The 15,299-nt window shown below is 54.6% G+C and carries 13 protein-coding genes; 6 read left to right on the top strand and 7 right to left on the bottom strand.

Features of this window, described 5'->3' with window-relative positions; all coding sequences use genetic code 11:
• Nucleotides 1-29: 29 nt before the first annotated feature.
• On the bottom strand, nt 30-1,838 hold the full coding sequence (locus tag AC5Q5A_RS07815) for an ABC transporter ATP-binding protein (RefSeq protein WP_120225515.1): 1,809 nt from the start codon (nt 1,836-1,838) through the stop codon (nt 30-32).
• Between the two features lie 175 nt (nt 1,839-2,013).
• Between AC5Q5A_RS07815 and AC5Q5A_RS07810 the strand changes: the two genes are divergently transcribed.
• Nucleotides 2,014-2,811, top strand: a complete 798-nt coding sequence (locus AC5Q5A_RS07810) for a hypothetical protein (RefSeq protein WP_493894884.1) — start codon at nt 2,014-2,016, stop codon at nt 2,809-2,811.
• A gap of 13 nt (nt 2,812-2,824) precedes the next feature.
• On the opposite strand, the gene AC5Q5A_RS07805 is transcribed toward AC5Q5A_RS07810, so the two are convergent.
• Together AC5Q5A_RS07805 and AC5Q5A_RS07800 are read right to left on the bottom strand one after the other, a co-directional pair.
• The gene (locus AC5Q5A_RS07805) at nt 2,825-3,967 is read right to left on the bottom strand and encodes a glycosyltransferase family 4 protein (RefSeq protein ID WP_493894883.1); all 1,143 of its coding nucleotides are present in this window, start codon (nt 3,965-3,967) and stop codon (nt 2,825-2,827) included.
• A complete protein-coding gene (locus tag AC5Q5A_RS07800; RefSeq protein ID WP_008891533.1) occupies nt 3,964-4,881 on the bottom strand; it encodes a UDP-2,3-diacylglucosamine diphosphatase in 918 nt (305 codons plus the stop codon). Before AC5Q5A_RS07800 ends, AC5Q5A_RS07805 begins: the two co-directional genes overlap by 4 nt.
• 218 nt (nt 4,882-5,099) lie before the next feature.
• Between AC5Q5A_RS07800 and AC5Q5A_RS07795 the strand changes: the two genes are divergently transcribed.
• Complete coding sequence (locus AC5Q5A_RS07795; RefSeq protein ID WP_493894882.1) at nt 5,100-6,047, top strand: diacylglycerol/lipid kinase family protein; 948 nt, start codon at nt 5,100-5,102, stop codon at nt 6,045-6,047.
• Between the two features lie 305 nt (nt 6,048-6,352).
• Nucleotides 6,353-8,350 (top strand): methyl-accepting chemotaxis protein, encoded by a 1,998-nt coding sequence (locus tag AC5Q5A_RS07790; protein WP_493894881.1) that lies wholly within the window; start codon nt 6,353-6,355, stop codon nt 8,348-8,350.
• A gap of 92 nt (nt 8,351-8,442) precedes the next feature.
• Here AC5Q5A_RS07790 and AC5Q5A_RS07785 read toward each other — a convergent pair whose 3' ends face one another.
• Nucleotides 8,443-9,792, bottom strand: coding sequence for a TldD/PmbA family protein (locus AC5Q5A_RS07785; protein ID WP_493894880.1), 1,350 nt, complete (start codon nt 9,790-9,792; stop codon nt 8,443-8,445).
• 224 nt (nt 9,793-10,016) lie between these two features.
• On the opposite strand from AC5Q5A_RS07785, the gene AC5Q5A_RS07780 reads away from it, so the two are divergent.
• Complete coding sequence (locus AC5Q5A_RS07780) at nt 10,017-10,610, top strand: hypothetical protein (RefSeq protein ID WP_493894879.1); 594 nt, start codon at nt 10,017-10,019, stop codon at nt 10,608-10,610.
• Between the two features lie 52 nt (nt 10,611-10,662).
• On the opposite strand, the gene AC5Q5A_RS07775 is transcribed toward AC5Q5A_RS07780, so the two are convergent.
• Entirely contained in the window at nt 10,663-12,189 is a 1,527-nt protein-coding gene (locus tag AC5Q5A_RS07775; RefSeq protein WP_287444466.1) for a UbiD family decarboxylase, read from the bottom strand.
• 264 nt (nt 12,190-12,453) lie between these two features.
• On the opposite strand from AC5Q5A_RS07775, the gene AC5Q5A_RS07770 reads away from it, so the two are divergent.
• Together AC5Q5A_RS07770 and AC5Q5A_RS07765 are read left to right on the top strand one after the other, a co-directional pair.
• A complete protein-coding gene (locus AC5Q5A_RS07770; RefSeq protein WP_064782192.1) occupies nt 12,454-12,810 on the top strand; it encodes a DUF4170 domain-containing protein in 357 nt (118 codons plus the stop codon).
• 38 nt (nt 12,811-12,848) lie between these two features.
• The gene (locus tag AC5Q5A_RS07765) at nt 12,849-13,565 is read left to right on the top strand and encodes a hypothetical protein (protein ID WP_493894878.1); all 717 of its coding nucleotides are present in this window, start codon (nt 12,849-12,851) and stop codon (nt 13,563-13,565) included.
• On the opposite strand, the gene AC5Q5A_RS07760 is transcribed toward AC5Q5A_RS07765, so the two are convergent.
• Both AC5Q5A_RS07760 and ubiA read right to left on the bottom strand, forming a co-directional pair.
• Entirely contained in the window at nt 13,562-14,269 is a 708-nt protein-coding gene (locus AC5Q5A_RS07760; RefSeq protein ID WP_493894877.1) for a class I SAM-dependent methyltransferase, read from the bottom strand. The genes AC5Q5A_RS07765 and AC5Q5A_RS07760 overlap by 4 nt on opposite strands.
• Before the next feature lie 30 nt (nt 14,270-14,299).
• Nucleotides 14,300-15,253, bottom strand: coding sequence for a 4-hydroxybenzoate octaprenyltransferase (gene ubiA / locus AC5Q5A_RS07755; protein WP_493894876.1), 954 nt, complete (start codon nt 15,251-15,253; stop codon nt 14,300-14,302).
• Nucleotides 15,254-15,299: the final 46 nt, after the last annotated feature.

Here is a 15,299-nt window from a genome sequence, read left to right as displayed (position 1 = left end):
CACGCCCGATATTCCCGAAGTTGTCCGGATCAGTTTCCGTTTTCTTCCGAGAATTGCAAGTTATAGAGGTGAGCATAAGCCCCTCCCAGTGCTAGCAATTCTTCGTGTTTGCCCTGTTCGGTCACGCGACCATTGCTGACGACGCAAATCTTGTCGGCATCAATGATGGTCGACAGACGGTGCGCAATTACAAGAGTGGTCCGGCCTTTCATCAGTTCGGCCAAAGCCCCCTGAATGTGGCGTTCGGATTCCGTATCAAGGGCCGAGGTCGCCTCATCAAGCAGCAGGATCGGCGCGTTTTTCAGCATGGCGCGCGCAATCGCAATACGCTGACGCTGGCCACCTGACAGCTTCACCCCATGTTCGCCGACAATCGTGTCATAGCCATGTTGAAGCTGTCCGATAAAGTCGTGGGCGGCGGCCTGACGTGCGGCCTGTTCGATCTCGGCATCCGATGCGCCGGCGCGACCATAGGCGATGTTGGCACGCACCGTATCGTCAAACAGGGTGATTTCCTGACTGACAAGCGCGGTTGCCTTGCGCAGGCTTTCAAGCGTCACATTGCGGATATCCTGACCATCAATGGTAATCGCACCCTGATCAATGTCATAGAAACGCGGGATCAGGTTGAGGATGGTCGATTTGCCCGCGCCCGACGGGCCAACAAGGGCCACGGTTTCGCCCGCCTTGATATCAAGATCAATCTCGCGGAGTGCTGTGATTTCAGGGGTATAGGCAAAGGCAACGTTTTTGAAGTTGATGTTGCCGCCCGAAACCGCGAGCTCCTTGGCATCCGGTGCGTCCTTGATTTCAGGTTCAATATCAAGAACCGTAAAGACGCGCTGGGATGCAGCAAGGCCTTGCTGCAAGGTGATGTTGATATTGGCCAAACGTTTGACCGGCTCATAGGCCAGAAGCAAGGCTGTGATAAAGGCAAAGAAGCTTCCGGGGTCACTTGCCCCGTCGATCACGCGGTTGCCGCCATAGATGATGATCGCGGTGATTGCTGCACCACCAAGTGTTTCCATGATGGGGGACGAACGCGCGCTAACCGTCGAGGCCTTGAAGCTCAGTTTGAAGACGGTTTCAACCAGCTTGCCCATGCGTGAACATTCATAGGGCTCCATGCCATATGCCTTCACGTGGCGAATGCCCTGGAAGGTTTGTTCAAGCAAGGTGGCGAATTCGCCAATCTGTTGCTGGGTGTTTGCAGACACCTTGCGCATGCGTTTACCCAGTCGTGCAATCGGATAGATCGCAGCGGGAAATACGGTAAAGGCGATGATTGCCAGCAACCAGTCCTTGTAGAACATCACGCCGACAAGGACGACAGCGGTCAGAAGGTCTTTGCCAAAACCAGTCAGCGAGTTTGAAACTGCTGCGCGCATCGCAGTGATGTCGTTGGTAAAGCGCGTGATCAGCTTGCCGGTATTCGTGCTGTGGAAAAAGCCGATATCAAGGCGAATGACGTGCTCATAGAGGCTGTTTTGCAGATCGGCCAGAATACGCCCGCCGACATAGCTCATCAAAACTGTCTGCCCATAGTTGGCAAAGCCTTTGAGAGCAAAGGATCCAAGAACCGCCGCCCCGACGGGCACCAGCATGTTTTCCTTCTTGTTGATGAAAACATCATTGATGATCGGATCCATCAAAAGCGCATAAAGTCCGGTCGCCCCTGCCATTAGCGCCATGCAGAGAAGCGCAAGCAGTATTTTGCCAAGATAGGGGGCAACCGCATCTCGCACGATACGCTTGACCAGCGGCCAGGTACCCCAGTGTTCTGCAGTATGATCCAACGAATTCTTTGGCAATGATTTGATCCCGGCCTTCTTCGCCATTTCCAGATTGTATCGAATTGATACTATCGTTATGGATACGGCATCATAAAAGTAAAATACTCGCGCTGTTGCTAGCACGCTCGGACAAGGGCGGCAAGCTGCTGAGACGCTTTAACGGACACAAAAATGGTCTGCATAACAGCAGATTGCCAACTGCGACATATAAGACAAATAAATGAACGAGCAACTCCACGCACTTGTCGAACGCACCGTGGCCCAGGGTGTCGGTGCACGGGTTTTCCCGCTGCGCTGGGATAACCGGCGCATTTGGGTCAAACAGGCAGTTCCGGCCAAACATAAAGTCTGGCACAGCGTTCAGCGCTTTGCGGCCAACATTACGGGTATTCCATTGTTGCGCCCGACCGTATCGCCCGGCGGGCAAAAGGGCCTTGAAAGCGAGGCCACGACGTTGCGCAAGCTTGCCGCCCTTGGTGTGTTGGTCCCTGATCTGATTGACGTCGGTGAAAACTGGATTGCCATCGGCGATAATGGGCGCATCCTTAAAACCTGCATCGAAGATGATGTCGACAAGGGCAATGATGATGCCATCCGTCGCCATGTTGTTGACGCCGGTGCGGCCCTGGCAAGATTGCATGGCGAAGGGGTCGCGCATGGTGCGCCGTTGCTTCGCAACATGACGCTGCGCGAAGATCATCAGATCGGCTTTATCGATTTCGAAGAAGATCCGAACGCCCGCATGCCGGTAATTGATGCCCAGGCGCGCGACATCTTGCTGTTTGTTTTTTCCATCCAGCGTGAGTTTAAAAAACGCCCGGAATTGCTGCGTGCCGGATGGCAGGCCTATGTTGAGGCCGCTGGTGCAACCGCACCGCAATTGGTGCCGCTGCGTAAGGTGATCAGGCTATTGCGCCCGGTCTATCTGATGCTGCGCCCGTTCCGTCGCTGGCTGGGTACGGATGCGCTCAACGGTCTTTGGGCATACCGCACCTTGCGCAAAAGCCTGTATCGCTGATTAGGCGTGCGGCCTATTGGGCTGGTTGCCCAACAGGTGCCTTGCCTGCCACGGTTTCAGGCGCGTGATCCGGTTTTGCGACCGCTGACTTTGCTGCGCTGGTATTAGCCGCGTCATCCAGTGAAATGCGGGTTGCCTCGACACCATCAAATCCACCGGAAAACGGTGCCAGATTGTGCAGGAACTGGTTGGCCGAGTTGCGCCAGCTATATTGTTCGGCCAACGCGCGGGCATCGTCACTTTTAAGTTCCAACGCCGCCAAGGCGGCTTCGCGCAGGTCGGCATCGATGGCGCCGGCCCTGGTGCCACGCACGATATCGGCTGGTCCCTGAACCGGGAAAACCGCAACCGGGGTCCCCGACGCCAGCGCTTCAAGGATCACAAGGCCGAACGTATCGGTCTTGCTGGGGAAGACAAAGACGTCGGCGGCGGCAAAGGCCGTTGCCAGTTCTTCACCGATTTTTTTACCAAGAAACTGTGCGTTGGGATATTTGCCCTTGAGCTCATTTAGCTGCGGGCCATCGCCGACAACGAATTTCGTGCCCGGCAGGTCGAGATCCAGGAAATGGCCGATATTCTTTTCCACCGCAACCCGGCCGACAAACAGCCAGTGCGGTTTTGGGAAATCGCCAAAACTGGCTTCCGGGCGGGGGCGGAACAGGTCCAGATCCACACCGCGTGACCAGATTTGCAGGTTGTTGAAGCCCCAGTCGGACAGTTCCTGACGCAGGGTTTCGGTCGCGACCATGACGGATTGCGATTTGCCGTGGAAATGCTTCATGCCGCGATAAAGGATCGAAAGCGGCAGGCGCCAGCGGGCGTGAATATATTCCGGGAAGCGCGTGTGATAGGCGGTCGAAAACGGAATGCCACGCTTAAGGCAATAGGCCCGTGCGGCCTGACCCAGCGGGCCTTCGGTTGAAATATGAATGGCGACGGGATGAAGGGCCTCGATCATCTTGGCCATTTTGCGTTTGGCAAAAAGCGCCAGCTGGATTTCCGGATAAGTTGGGCAGGGGATGGTTTTAAACTGATCGGGCGAGATGACATGAACGTCATGTCCCATCTCGCCCAACTCGCCCCGTACGGTTTCAAGGGTACGGACAACACCGTTGACCTGCGGATACCAGGCATCGGTTACGATCAGTATTTTCATGCAGTCTTTCCAATCGGTGCATCATTGCCCTTTTTCGAAGAGCCCGATGCAGAGTTGCCCGCTTCATGGGCGATACGAAACATGGAAATCAATTTGCCAAGGCCAAGCGACGGGGCGCTTGCCGCATCGTGACCGGGGCTTGAATGGCTCATTGCCATCTGGCGCATTTCGGCCCAGTGCAGCAGTTCAAGCTTGCCCTCTTTGTCTTCGACAAGGGCAGTACAGCTTTCAACCCAGTCACCATCGTTGCAATAGAGCACATCGCCGATCTTGCGTTTTTCGGCGTGATGGATATGACCACAGACCACGCCATCCACCTTGCGTTTGGCGGCTTCGTGGGCGACGGCATTTTCAAAGTTGCAGATGAACTGAACGGCGTTTTTCACCCGGTTCTTAAGATAGGCTGAAAGCGACCAGTACCCGTAACCAAGACGGCGGCGAACGCCGTTGAAATAACGGTTGAGCGTAATGGCAAGGTTGTAGGCGGTGTCACCAAGGTAGGCCAGCCACTTGGCGTATTTGACGACCCCGTCAAACTCATCGCCATGGATGACCAAAAGGCGCTTGCCATCGGCGGTGACGTGGATATCGTTCATTTTAACGTCGACATGGCCAAAAGTCATATCGACAAACTCGCGGGCGAATTCATCATGGTTCCCGGGGACGAAGATGACTTTGGCGCCATTCTTTGCCTTTTCCATGATTGTCGTGATCACGGCATGATGACTTTCCGGCCAGTACCAGCTTTTCTTGAGGCGCCAGCCGTCAATAATGTCACCCACCAGATAATAGGTGTCTGCCGTCACTTCATTGAGGAAATCCAATAGAAGGTCTGCCTGACATCCACGTGTCCCCAGATGGACGTCTGAAATCCAGACCGTGCGGTAATGCGGTTGCAGCGTCATCGCTGTCATTGCCGCTCCTCCGTATCCTGCCAAAAGGATGGCTGGAATTCGACAGTTTGTCTTGCCGAATACTGTTCCAAGCCAGTATCGGTTTAAAACAAATCGTTGGATTATATAACCCGTTCACAGAAATTTCGCAGTTCTGTAAAGCAACTGTTACATGTTTTATTTCATATGGTAGGTGCTGTGAAAAATTTATTTCATTTTTATTTCGGAAGTGGGTCCAAATGACCGATGCGGATGTGACTGTCATCTTCAATCCACGTGCAGGTGGCAATAAACAGCGGTTTTTATCCCAGATATTGCAACATGCCGGCATCAAGGTGGAGTTGCTACAAACCACCCATCCCGGTCACGCCCGCGAACTGGCCCGCAAGGTCCGTGCCCATCAACGTTTATTTGTTGCCGGTGGCGACGGGTCGCTTAACGAGGCATTAAACGGATTGCTTGATGCCCAGATTGACGGGCACGAAGTCCCGCCACTTGGCATCATCCCGCTTGGAACCGCTAATGTGCTTGCGGTCGAGGTCGGGCTTGAAATCCGGGCCCGCGCGATTGCCGACTATATCAATAATCCCGGCAGGGTCTGGGTGCGTCCGGGACTGGTTAATGGTCGGGCGTTCTTTTTGATGGTCGGCATGGGGGCCGATGCCGATACGGTCGCCAATGTCTCGCTTCGGCTCAAACGCCTGATTGGCAAGGGGGCCTATGTTCTGGAAGGCCTTCGCAACATCTTTTTCCCGCGCCATCGTGATTTTGAAGTCAGTATCGGTCGGGAAAATTATCGGGTGTCGGGCGTGGTTGTAACCCATGCGCAACATTATGGCGGGGCATTTGTCATATCGCCCGATGCCAGCCTGACCGCCAACAGCCTTGATGTGGTTCTGATGCCGGGCAACGGAATCGGGGCCTTGTCACGTTATGGTCTGGCACTGACGCTTAATCGTTTGCATGCCCAAAGTGACGTTTCGGTGGTCCGGGCGGAACGCATCACGATCACCAGTCATTGCGGCCCGGCCCCGCTTCAGATTGACGGGGAAAGTGCCGGCAAGCTGCCGTGCGAGATCAGCTTGTCCCCCTATCCTGTGCGATTGATGGTGCCGCCGGCCTATGCCGCATTGTCTTCAATGACCGATCACCCATCACCTGATCTGCTTCGGATCGCTGCAGATTAAAAGAAATCGCTTCCAAACTTCATTCCTCAGTGTGTCGGGTTGTCTCGCTGATATGCCCGGCTTTCTGAGCTTTATGGCGCATCTGTGATGAAACGTCAGTGACTCCTTGAAGTTGAACTTCTTTTTTCCAATTTAATTTAAGGGGGATAAGTGTGTGCCCCCTCTCCGTTTGAGGATATTGGGCACCGAGACAATTCCGCCAGATCGCATCGGTGAGCGTAGATGGTTGTCTTCGCCTTGCAAGGAGTTTGACGATGGTTTCGGGGTCCTCTGCTTTGGTTCTCAACTCAGGTGTGTTGGCTGACATGCAGATAAAAACAAAAATTCTGGCTGGTTTTGCCGCGGTGCTGGCAATTCTCATTTCGGCACTTGCCTTTGCGTATTTCACCTTTGTTGCGGTGTCACATGATGTGGATGAATATGCCCATTATGTCGAAGAAGCGGCGCTGATCAGCGAGATCGAGACGCAGTTCCTGCGCTTTAACAATCACGCGCGTGAATTTGCCAATACGGCTGATCCGGCAGATGCCAACGCCGTGTTTACCTATGCCAAGCAGCTTGAACTGATGCTTCAAGACGCGCAGTCGCAATTCATGGTCGAAGAACATCGCAATCGCATCGAACATATTGCGCATGAGCTTGATGTCTACCTTGAAAGCTTCACAGCTGCCAAAAGCCTGAGCGACGAATACCATTCCCTGATCCTGGATCGCCTTGAGCCGGACGGGATCAAGATCGTTGCCGATCTCGACAAGCTTGTCGCCCATGCGCAGAATACCGGCGATCTTGAACTCCTCAAACGCTCAGTCGCGGCACGTGAGCATGCGCTTCTGGCAAGGTTGTATGCCAATATCCTGATTGGCCGTCAGGATGACAGCTTTGGCGCCAAGTCGGCCGACGAATTTGCCAAGCTTGAGACCGCACTGGGCAGCATTGGTGATCAACCATTGTCTGGCGAACTTTCCAGTGTTCTGAAGGAAGCCAAGGAACTGTTTGCCGATTATCGTCAGGTCTTCGACAAGGTGCGTGCCGACGAACTGGAAATTGTCGCAACAGTCCACGGGACCATGCGCGAAGCATCCGAGGGCATTATTGCCGATGCCGAGGCCCTGAAACAGGAACTGGCGGTGGCAGAGCACACCATCTTTGAAAAGGTCGTCGCCGAAATCATTCTGGCAGAAAAGGAAATCCTGATCGCATCAATTGGCGGTGCCGTGCTTGGGATGGTTCTGGCCTGGCTCATGGGGGATCGTTTGTCGCGTCCGATCACCGCGATTACGACCATCATGCGCAGGCTGGCTGATCATGATCTGGGTGTTGAAATTCCCGGACAGACCCGCAAGGACGAAATCGGCCAGATGGCGCAGGCGGTTCAGGTGTTCAAAACCAATGCCATTCGCAATGATGAACTCGAAGCCGAAGCCCGCGCGCAGGAAGAACGGTCCAAGGAAGAACAGCGGCGGTTCATGAACCAGACGGCGGACAGTTTTACGACAAGTGTCGGGACCATTATCGAAGCGGTCGCTGCCGCGGCCGTCGAGTTGCAGGCAACTGCCACCGGCATGTCCCAGATCGCAAATTCGGCGTCAGAGCAAACGACGGCCGTTGCCTCGGCCAGTGAAGAGGCAAGTGGCAATGTGGATTCCGTTGCCTCGGCAACAGAGGAGCTCAACAGTTCGATTGAGGAGATCAATCGTCAGGTTGTCTTTTCAAATGAAATCGCCAAAAAGGCTGTTGATCAGGCCCGCGAAACCATGCGCGGTATCAAGGAACTGGTCGAGGCTTCCAACAATATCGATCATGTACTCAAACTGATTAGCGATATTTCCGACCAGACCAATATGCTTGCGCTCAATGCGACGATTGAAGCTTCGCGGGCGGGCGATGCGGGCAAAGGTTTTGCGGTTGTCGCCAATGAAGTCAAAACCCTTTCGGCGCAAACGGCCAAGGCAACAGAAGAAATCCGCGCCCAAGTCGACAGTGTCCAAAGCCGCACTGGCTTTGCCGCCAACCAGATCGAACTGATCAGCCAAACGATCAGCGAAATGGAAGGCATTGTTGCGACCATTTCCTCGGCGGTGGAGGAACAATCGGCAGCAACCCGTGAAATCGCCTTTAACATCGAACAGGCCGCGACCGGGACAACGGTTGTCAGTTCCAACATTGTCACGGTTTCACAGGCTGTAAATGATGCAGGTACAGCATCAAGCGACGTTTTAACCGCTGTCAGCACTTTGTCCGAAAACTTTGCCACCCTGAAAGGTGCGACGGACAATTTCGTCACTGCCATCCGATCGACTTAGGCCTTTCGGGCTTTCAGATACCCAAAAAAGGCAAAACGCCCGGTCAAATCGACCGGGCGTTCTTTTTTTGATTGGGCAATAGCGAGGGTCGGTTACTGCCCGGCCAGCGTCATGCCGTCAATGCGAAGGGTCGGGGCATTGGTGCCGTATTTGAATGTCAGGTCATTGGCCGGGACGACAGTCTTGAACATGTCTTTGAGGTTGCCGGCCACCGTGATTTCAGACACCGGATAGGCCAGTTCGCCATTTTCAATCCAATACCCCGACGCCCCGCGCGAATAATCGCCCGTCACGCCATTCACGCTGCTGCCGATCATCTCGGTGATGTAAAGGCCGGATTTGATATCCTTGATCATGTCTTCGGGCGAAATGGTGCCCGGTTCCATGTAAAGGTTGGTGGTCGACGGCCCAGGCAGGCTTCCGGCCCCGCGTGACGCATTACCGGTCGATTTCAGGCCAAGCTGACGGGCCGAACGCAGATCCATGATCCAGGTTTTCAGAACACCGTTTTCGATCAGATGGCGTTTCTGGTTTGCGACGCCTTCGGCATCAAACGGTTTGGAGCGCAGACCGCGTTTACGGTGCGGATCATCAATGATGTTGATATGCGGCGCAAAGATTTCGTTGCCCATGGCATCAAGCAGGAAGCTTGTACCGCGTGCGATGCCGGAACCATTGATCGCCGATGACAGGTGCCCGACGATCGATGCCGAAACGCGCGGATCATAGATCACCGGGACCTGCGCGCTTTTTACCTTGCGCGGGTTCAGACGCCGCAGGGTTTTTTCGGCGGCCTTTTTGCCGATATCGACCGGATCGCGCAGATCGGTGGAAAACACTGCGCTGTCGTAATCATAATCGCGTTCCATGCCTGTACCGGTGCCCGCCAATACGGAAACCGAAATGTGGCTGCCGGACCCGGCATAGGAATTGGCAAAGCCGTTGGTCGCGGCAAGCGTGATCTGATGGCGGCCCCAACCGGCTTCTGATCCTTCGGAATTGGTGATGCCCTCGACCGAGCGCGCGGCTTCTTCGCAGGCGCTGGCCCATTCGATCAGTTTGTCCTGATCAACCTCGCCCGGCTCGCACAGTTCAAGTGCTTCGACATTGAAACTTTCGGCAAGTTCACTTGGGTCGGCAATACCGCAATAGGGATCTTCCGGGGCATTTTTGGCCATCGCAACCGCACGTTCGACCAATTCGGCAAGGGCCGCGTCGCTGGTATCAGATGACGATACAACTGCCTGTTGCTTGCCAATCAGAACCCGCAGGCCAAGATCGGCCCCCTCGGAACGTTCAAGCTTTTCCATCTTGCCCAGACGCTGGGCAACCGAAAGCGATGTGCCTTCGACATAAACGGCATCGGCATCGTCTGCACCGGCCTTTTTTGCCTGTGCGAGAAGGTCATTGATGCGATCAAGTGTCATGTCGGTCTTGGGCATGGAGGCTCCCTTGTATCGGAATGTGTTTCTTACGTTATAGGGGGCACGAACGTTTTCGCATAGACCCGAAACAAAAAGCTGGTTTTGGCCTAAAATTCCTGCCTTGTTTCAGAGGTGGCAGGACGAGGGCCGAATGGCAAGGCCCGGTCAATGACAGATTTCAAACGGCTTTCTGTTATAGTCAGACAAACAAGTGCTACTGGCGCCAGATAAACGGGAACGCGATGAACAAGCAGAAAATTCTTTCCGGGCTTAGTGTGGCTTGCCTGATCGGATTGGTCAGCCCTGCATTCGCAGATGACAGCAAGACTGTCATGAAAGGCTGGGATGAAAATGGTGTATGGGAGCTGAATGCGAATGGCGAAACCGATCCGGTTTCAAGCGCTCAGTTTTATTACGAAATGCGCTGGCAGGGCGGGCAATATGCCCGAAATTACCGCCATCAGATGCTGACCGGTGATTTTACCTGTGATGGCGTGCTTGATCGCATCGCCGGATGGGTTGACCTTGATAACCCTGATGGCCCGTTTTTCGCACTGTTGTTTGTGACCAACCATGGCGCCAAAGATCACAGTGAAATCCGGTACATTCCGTTCAAGCAATCCGAGCAGTTTGCGCTCTGTGTCTTTGATGAAACGGCACCACCGGTGCTGAGCTGGCAGGAAAACAGTACAGAATACATGGCCGAAGTTATAGGCGATGAGGATATGTGCAATTTCGCCATCCGCGTTGATGATTTCATGTGTGATGCGCCGCAGTTTTTCTATTCCGAAAAGCCGGATGAAAATGGCGATCACTGGATCTTCTTCAGAAACTAGTCAAAACATTCAGGTCAAAAGAAAAGGCGGGTTTGAAACCCGCCTTTGTCATTTAGTCCCGCCAGATTTTCTTGCCTGATCCGGGCAGGCCATAGCGTTCCCATTTCTGATCCACACGGTCGATGATGTCATCATCCATATAGATCTTTTCGCCCCATTCGCGGTTGGTTTCGCCAGGCAGCTTGTTGGTGGCATCGAGCCCAAGCTTGCCGCCAAGGCCCGAAACCGGGGATGCGAAATCAAGGTAATCAATCGGGGTGTCGGTGACGGTGGTAATATCGCGTACCGGGTCCATCCGGGTAGAGATGGCCCACATGACATCCTTCCAGTCGCGGACATCAATATCGTCATCCACGACAATGACGAATTTGGTGTACATGAACTGACGCAAGAATGACCAGACGCCCATCATCACGCGCTTGGCGTGGCCGGCATAGGCCTTCTTCATCGAAACAACCGCAATGCGATAGCTGCATCCCTCTGGTGGCAGCCAGAAATCGACGATTTCCGGGAATTGTTGCTGCAAAAGCGGGACGAACACGTCGTTCAGTGCCTCGCCCAGAACCGACGGCTCATCTGGCGGACGGCCGGTGAAGGTCGACAGATAAATTGGCTTTTTGCGCATGGTGATGGCGGTCACGGTAAAGACGGGGAAGTCTTCGACCGAGTTATAATAACCGGTGTGGTCGCCATACGGCCCTTCGGGCGCATATTCATCAAGCGATACATAGCCTTCAAGAATGATCTCGGCCGTGGCCGGGACCTTGAGCGGGACGGTTTTACAATCGACCAGTTCGACTTTTTCGCCGCGTAAAAGCCCGGCAAACTGATATTCCGACAGGGTGTCGGGCACCGGGGTGACCGCGGCAAGGATCGTGCCCGGATCTGCGCCCAGAACAATGGCGGCAGGCAGCGGTTCACGCTTTTCCTGTTTCCAGCGCGCATGATGCTGCGCGCCACCGCGATGTTTCAGCCAACGCATGATGGTTTTGTTTTTGCCCAACACCTGCATGCGATAGATGCCAAGGTTAAACACATCGCGCTTGTCACCGCCCTTGGTGCCAGCACTTGGCCCCTGGGTCACGACCAGCGGCCAGGTGATCAGCGGTCCGGGTTCACCAGGCCAGCAGGATTGCACCGGAATTTTCGAAAGATCGATGTCATCGCCCTGAAGGACCACTTCCTGACACGGTGCCTTCGAAACCGTTTTGGGCTTCATCGCCATCACGGTTTTGGCAAGCGGCAGCATCGAAAAAGCTTCGCGGATGCTGGCCGGTGGTTCTGGCTGTTTGAGAAACGCCAGAGTTTCACCCACTTCGCGGAGTTCTTCGGGCTTGCGGTTCATGCCCGCCGCCACGCGGTCCACGGTGCCAAACAGGTTGACCAGAACCGGCATGTCATATTTTTTGCCGTCATCACCGACAACATTTTCAAACAGAACCGCCGGGCCACCTTCGGCGAGAAGGCGGGTCTGGATTTCCGTCATTTCAAGATTGGGGGAGACCGGTTCAGTGACACGGACAAGACGGCCGGTTTTTTCCAGCGCATCCATGAAGTCACGAAGGGATTGATAGGGCATGGCACCTGTCATCTGCAAAGCTTTGAAACCTGATTGTCTTCATACGCCGCGGAGCGAAACGGGACAACCTTGCTGTTGTCAAATACGTTATTTGTAACCGCATCGATCCATCCCTACATGATCTGACAATGCTGCGTTGCAGGGCGATGCATAATTTTGCGGTTTTGGTCAGCGCATCATTTGGTTATACATGGGCAAGGAAAAGAGTCGCGTGACCCACAGCACGCGACCTGGCAACTCACCAAAAGCATGAAGGACGCACAGATGGCCAAGTACTGGGTTATCGGGGGCACCTATCAGGATACCGGTTTCGACAAGCCAATTGGCGAAGAAACCAAAGTTGGTCCGTTTGGCAGCTTCGAAGACGCCGAAAAGGAATGGTCGAAAATGGCCTGGCAGTCGGTTGATGACGCGAATTCGCGGTATCGTATCGAACGCCTTGAAGAATACTGGGTTGTCGGTGGCGAATATGAAAGCACCGATTTCGAAACCCCGGTTGGCGGTGAAGAAGAACGTCATGGCCCGTTTGCCACGTTTGGCGATGCAGAAAAAGCATGGTCGAAACTGGCATGGCAGCATGTTGACGACTGCAACTATCGCTATCGCGTAGTCGAAGGCTAAGCCGGACGACCAATATGTTTTCGATATCTGATGCGCATATGATCACGGATCCCGTGTTGCGCGACCAGATCGAACAGCATCCACGCGCGCAGGATCTCCTGCGCGCGTTTTTGTATCCCTATCCTGCGCCGGATCACGACTTTCTGTTTCGTGGTGGTGACGTAATTGCGATGGGACCATCAGACGTCGCGACTGCGACAAAGGGCAGGACGCCGGTTCTTGCCGTCGGGTCCAATCGTGCGCCGATACAACTTGCCCGAAAGTTCACCCATCAGAATCTTTCAGATGAAATTCCGGTGACCCATGGCTGGCTGGCGCATCATGATATTGTCTATTCAACGCACATAACCGGATACGGCGCAGTTCCGGCAACGCTGGCACCATCATCGGGCACGCGCGTGCGTGTTTCGGTGACCTGGCTCACCCCGACACAACTTGCCCATATGCATGTCACTGAATCGGTGCCAGCCCATTACAGCTATGTTCAATTTCCGGGTCGTGACCTTGATCTTGATTGCGGGGTTCGTTCCGATCACGTCGGCATGTACCAATCTGCGCGCGGGCATGTTTTTGGTCAGGGATCGGTGTTTGCCTTGTCTGCGATTGAGGCCAGAGATCGGCGGTTCACATCCCTTGATCAATGGGAAATGATGGCACTTTTCGCCAAGCGTGCCGGGCAGGTCTTTAGCCCCGCGTTCGTCCTGCGGGTCATTGATGATCCGGCTTTTCGCCGTCTTGTTGTTGAACAGGATTAATCGCGGTCCGGTAAAAGCTGCCAGATACGGGTGAACTTGGTGTCAGTGTCCTCGACCGCGACATCGACTGGTACGTCATAGGTTTCAAGCTCGTCGATATTGTGCGTCGGCGCATAGGTCCGGCCCGGGTCGGCTAGGATCACCTTGGTGCCAAGGCGGGCCTCGGCCATCAGCCACTGCAAAACGGCATTTGCCATATCCTGCTGATAACAGACGTCGCCGGCAAAAATCACATCCCAGCGCTTTTGCGAGGCCGAGGTGCCAACAAGATTTTCGGTCGTCGTCGGGATTTCAACACCATTGTGTTTGGCGTTCAGCCTTGTGGCGGTAATCGCCACCGGATCGATGTCATTGGCAAGAATTTCTGCGGCGTCAGAACGGACGCAGGCAATCGCCTGCATGCCGCCGCCACAGGCGAAATCAAGCACCCGCTTGCCGCGCACCAGTTCCGGGTGATCAAGGATATAGCGCGTGATTGCCTGCCCACCCGGCCAGGCAAAAGCCCAATAGGGTGGCGGGATATCAAGCACACCCAGAATATCCTCGGTCGCCTGCCAAAGCGGGGTGATGTGAGTCGCCAGATACATCTCGATTTCCGGTGCCAGTGGCACGCGGGCCGGTACGGTGAATGTTTCGATCAGATCGGCAAATTGCGGATCATCGACATCTGGCACCAGTGCATCGGCGAAGACATTTTCGCTCATTGGCGGTTTACCTTGAAAAGGGGTATCGGGTTATGCGTTCGCAATCAGGTGCGAAAGCACGATGGCAGCAAGGACCAGTAATCCGTAATCGCGGTTGGATTTAAACCGCTTCAGACAATTGGCCGCATCATCAAGCTTGACGGTGGCAACCTGCCAGCCAAGGTGAATGCCCGCCAACCCCAGCAAGACAAAATAGGACCAGTGCAAACCAGCCAGCATGCCCGAAACGCCTAGCAAAAGGGTGGTCATGGTATAGAACCCCTTGGCCCATTTCGGTGTCGCATCGCCCAAACGCAGTGCCAGGGATTTCAGGCCGATCTTGGCGTCATCATCCTTGTCCTGATGGGCATAGATGGTGTCATAGCCAAGCGTCCAGAAAAAGCCCGCCGCATACATGGCAATGGCGGCCGGCTCCACCGTGCCGGTCACAGCCGCCCAACCGACCAGCGCGCCCCAGTTAAAGGCAAGGCCAAGGCAGGCCTGCGGCCAATAGGTGATCCGCTTCATGAACGGATAGGTGATGATGATCGGGATCGAACAGATGCCGACAATGATCGCCTCGATCCGGAATTGCACCAGAATACCAAGTCCCAGCAACATCATGAAGCCAAGGAACAGCAAAGCCTGCCAGACCTTGACCTGACCACTGGGGAGCGGGCGGGTGGTGGTGCGTTCGACCTTGCCATCAAAATTGCGGTCGGCCAGATCATTGATCACGCAACCGGCCCCGCGCATGATCACGGCCCCCACCCCGAACAGCGCCATCATGATGACGATCTGTTTGGTGGTGATGGCATCGGTTATCCCGCCTGCCATGGCGGTGGACCACCAGCAGGGCAAAAGCAGAAGCCAGGTGCCAATCGGGCGATCAAGGCGCAGAAGTTTCAGATAGGGCCGCACAGCTTCGGGCATGAAACGATCGATCCAGCCATCCTGTGGCATATCGTTCTTGCTGGTCTGTATTGGCTGGTTGACCTGTGTCATAATTGGCCTATCTGATAAAAAACCATTTCAAGATGCCGTAAAACGG

The sequence above is a fragment of the Thalassospira sp. CA1 genome (assembly GCF_059052855.1).
The sequence above is the reverse complement of the archived record's forward strand: the minus strand, read 5'-3'. Positions and strand labels throughout refer to the sequence as shown.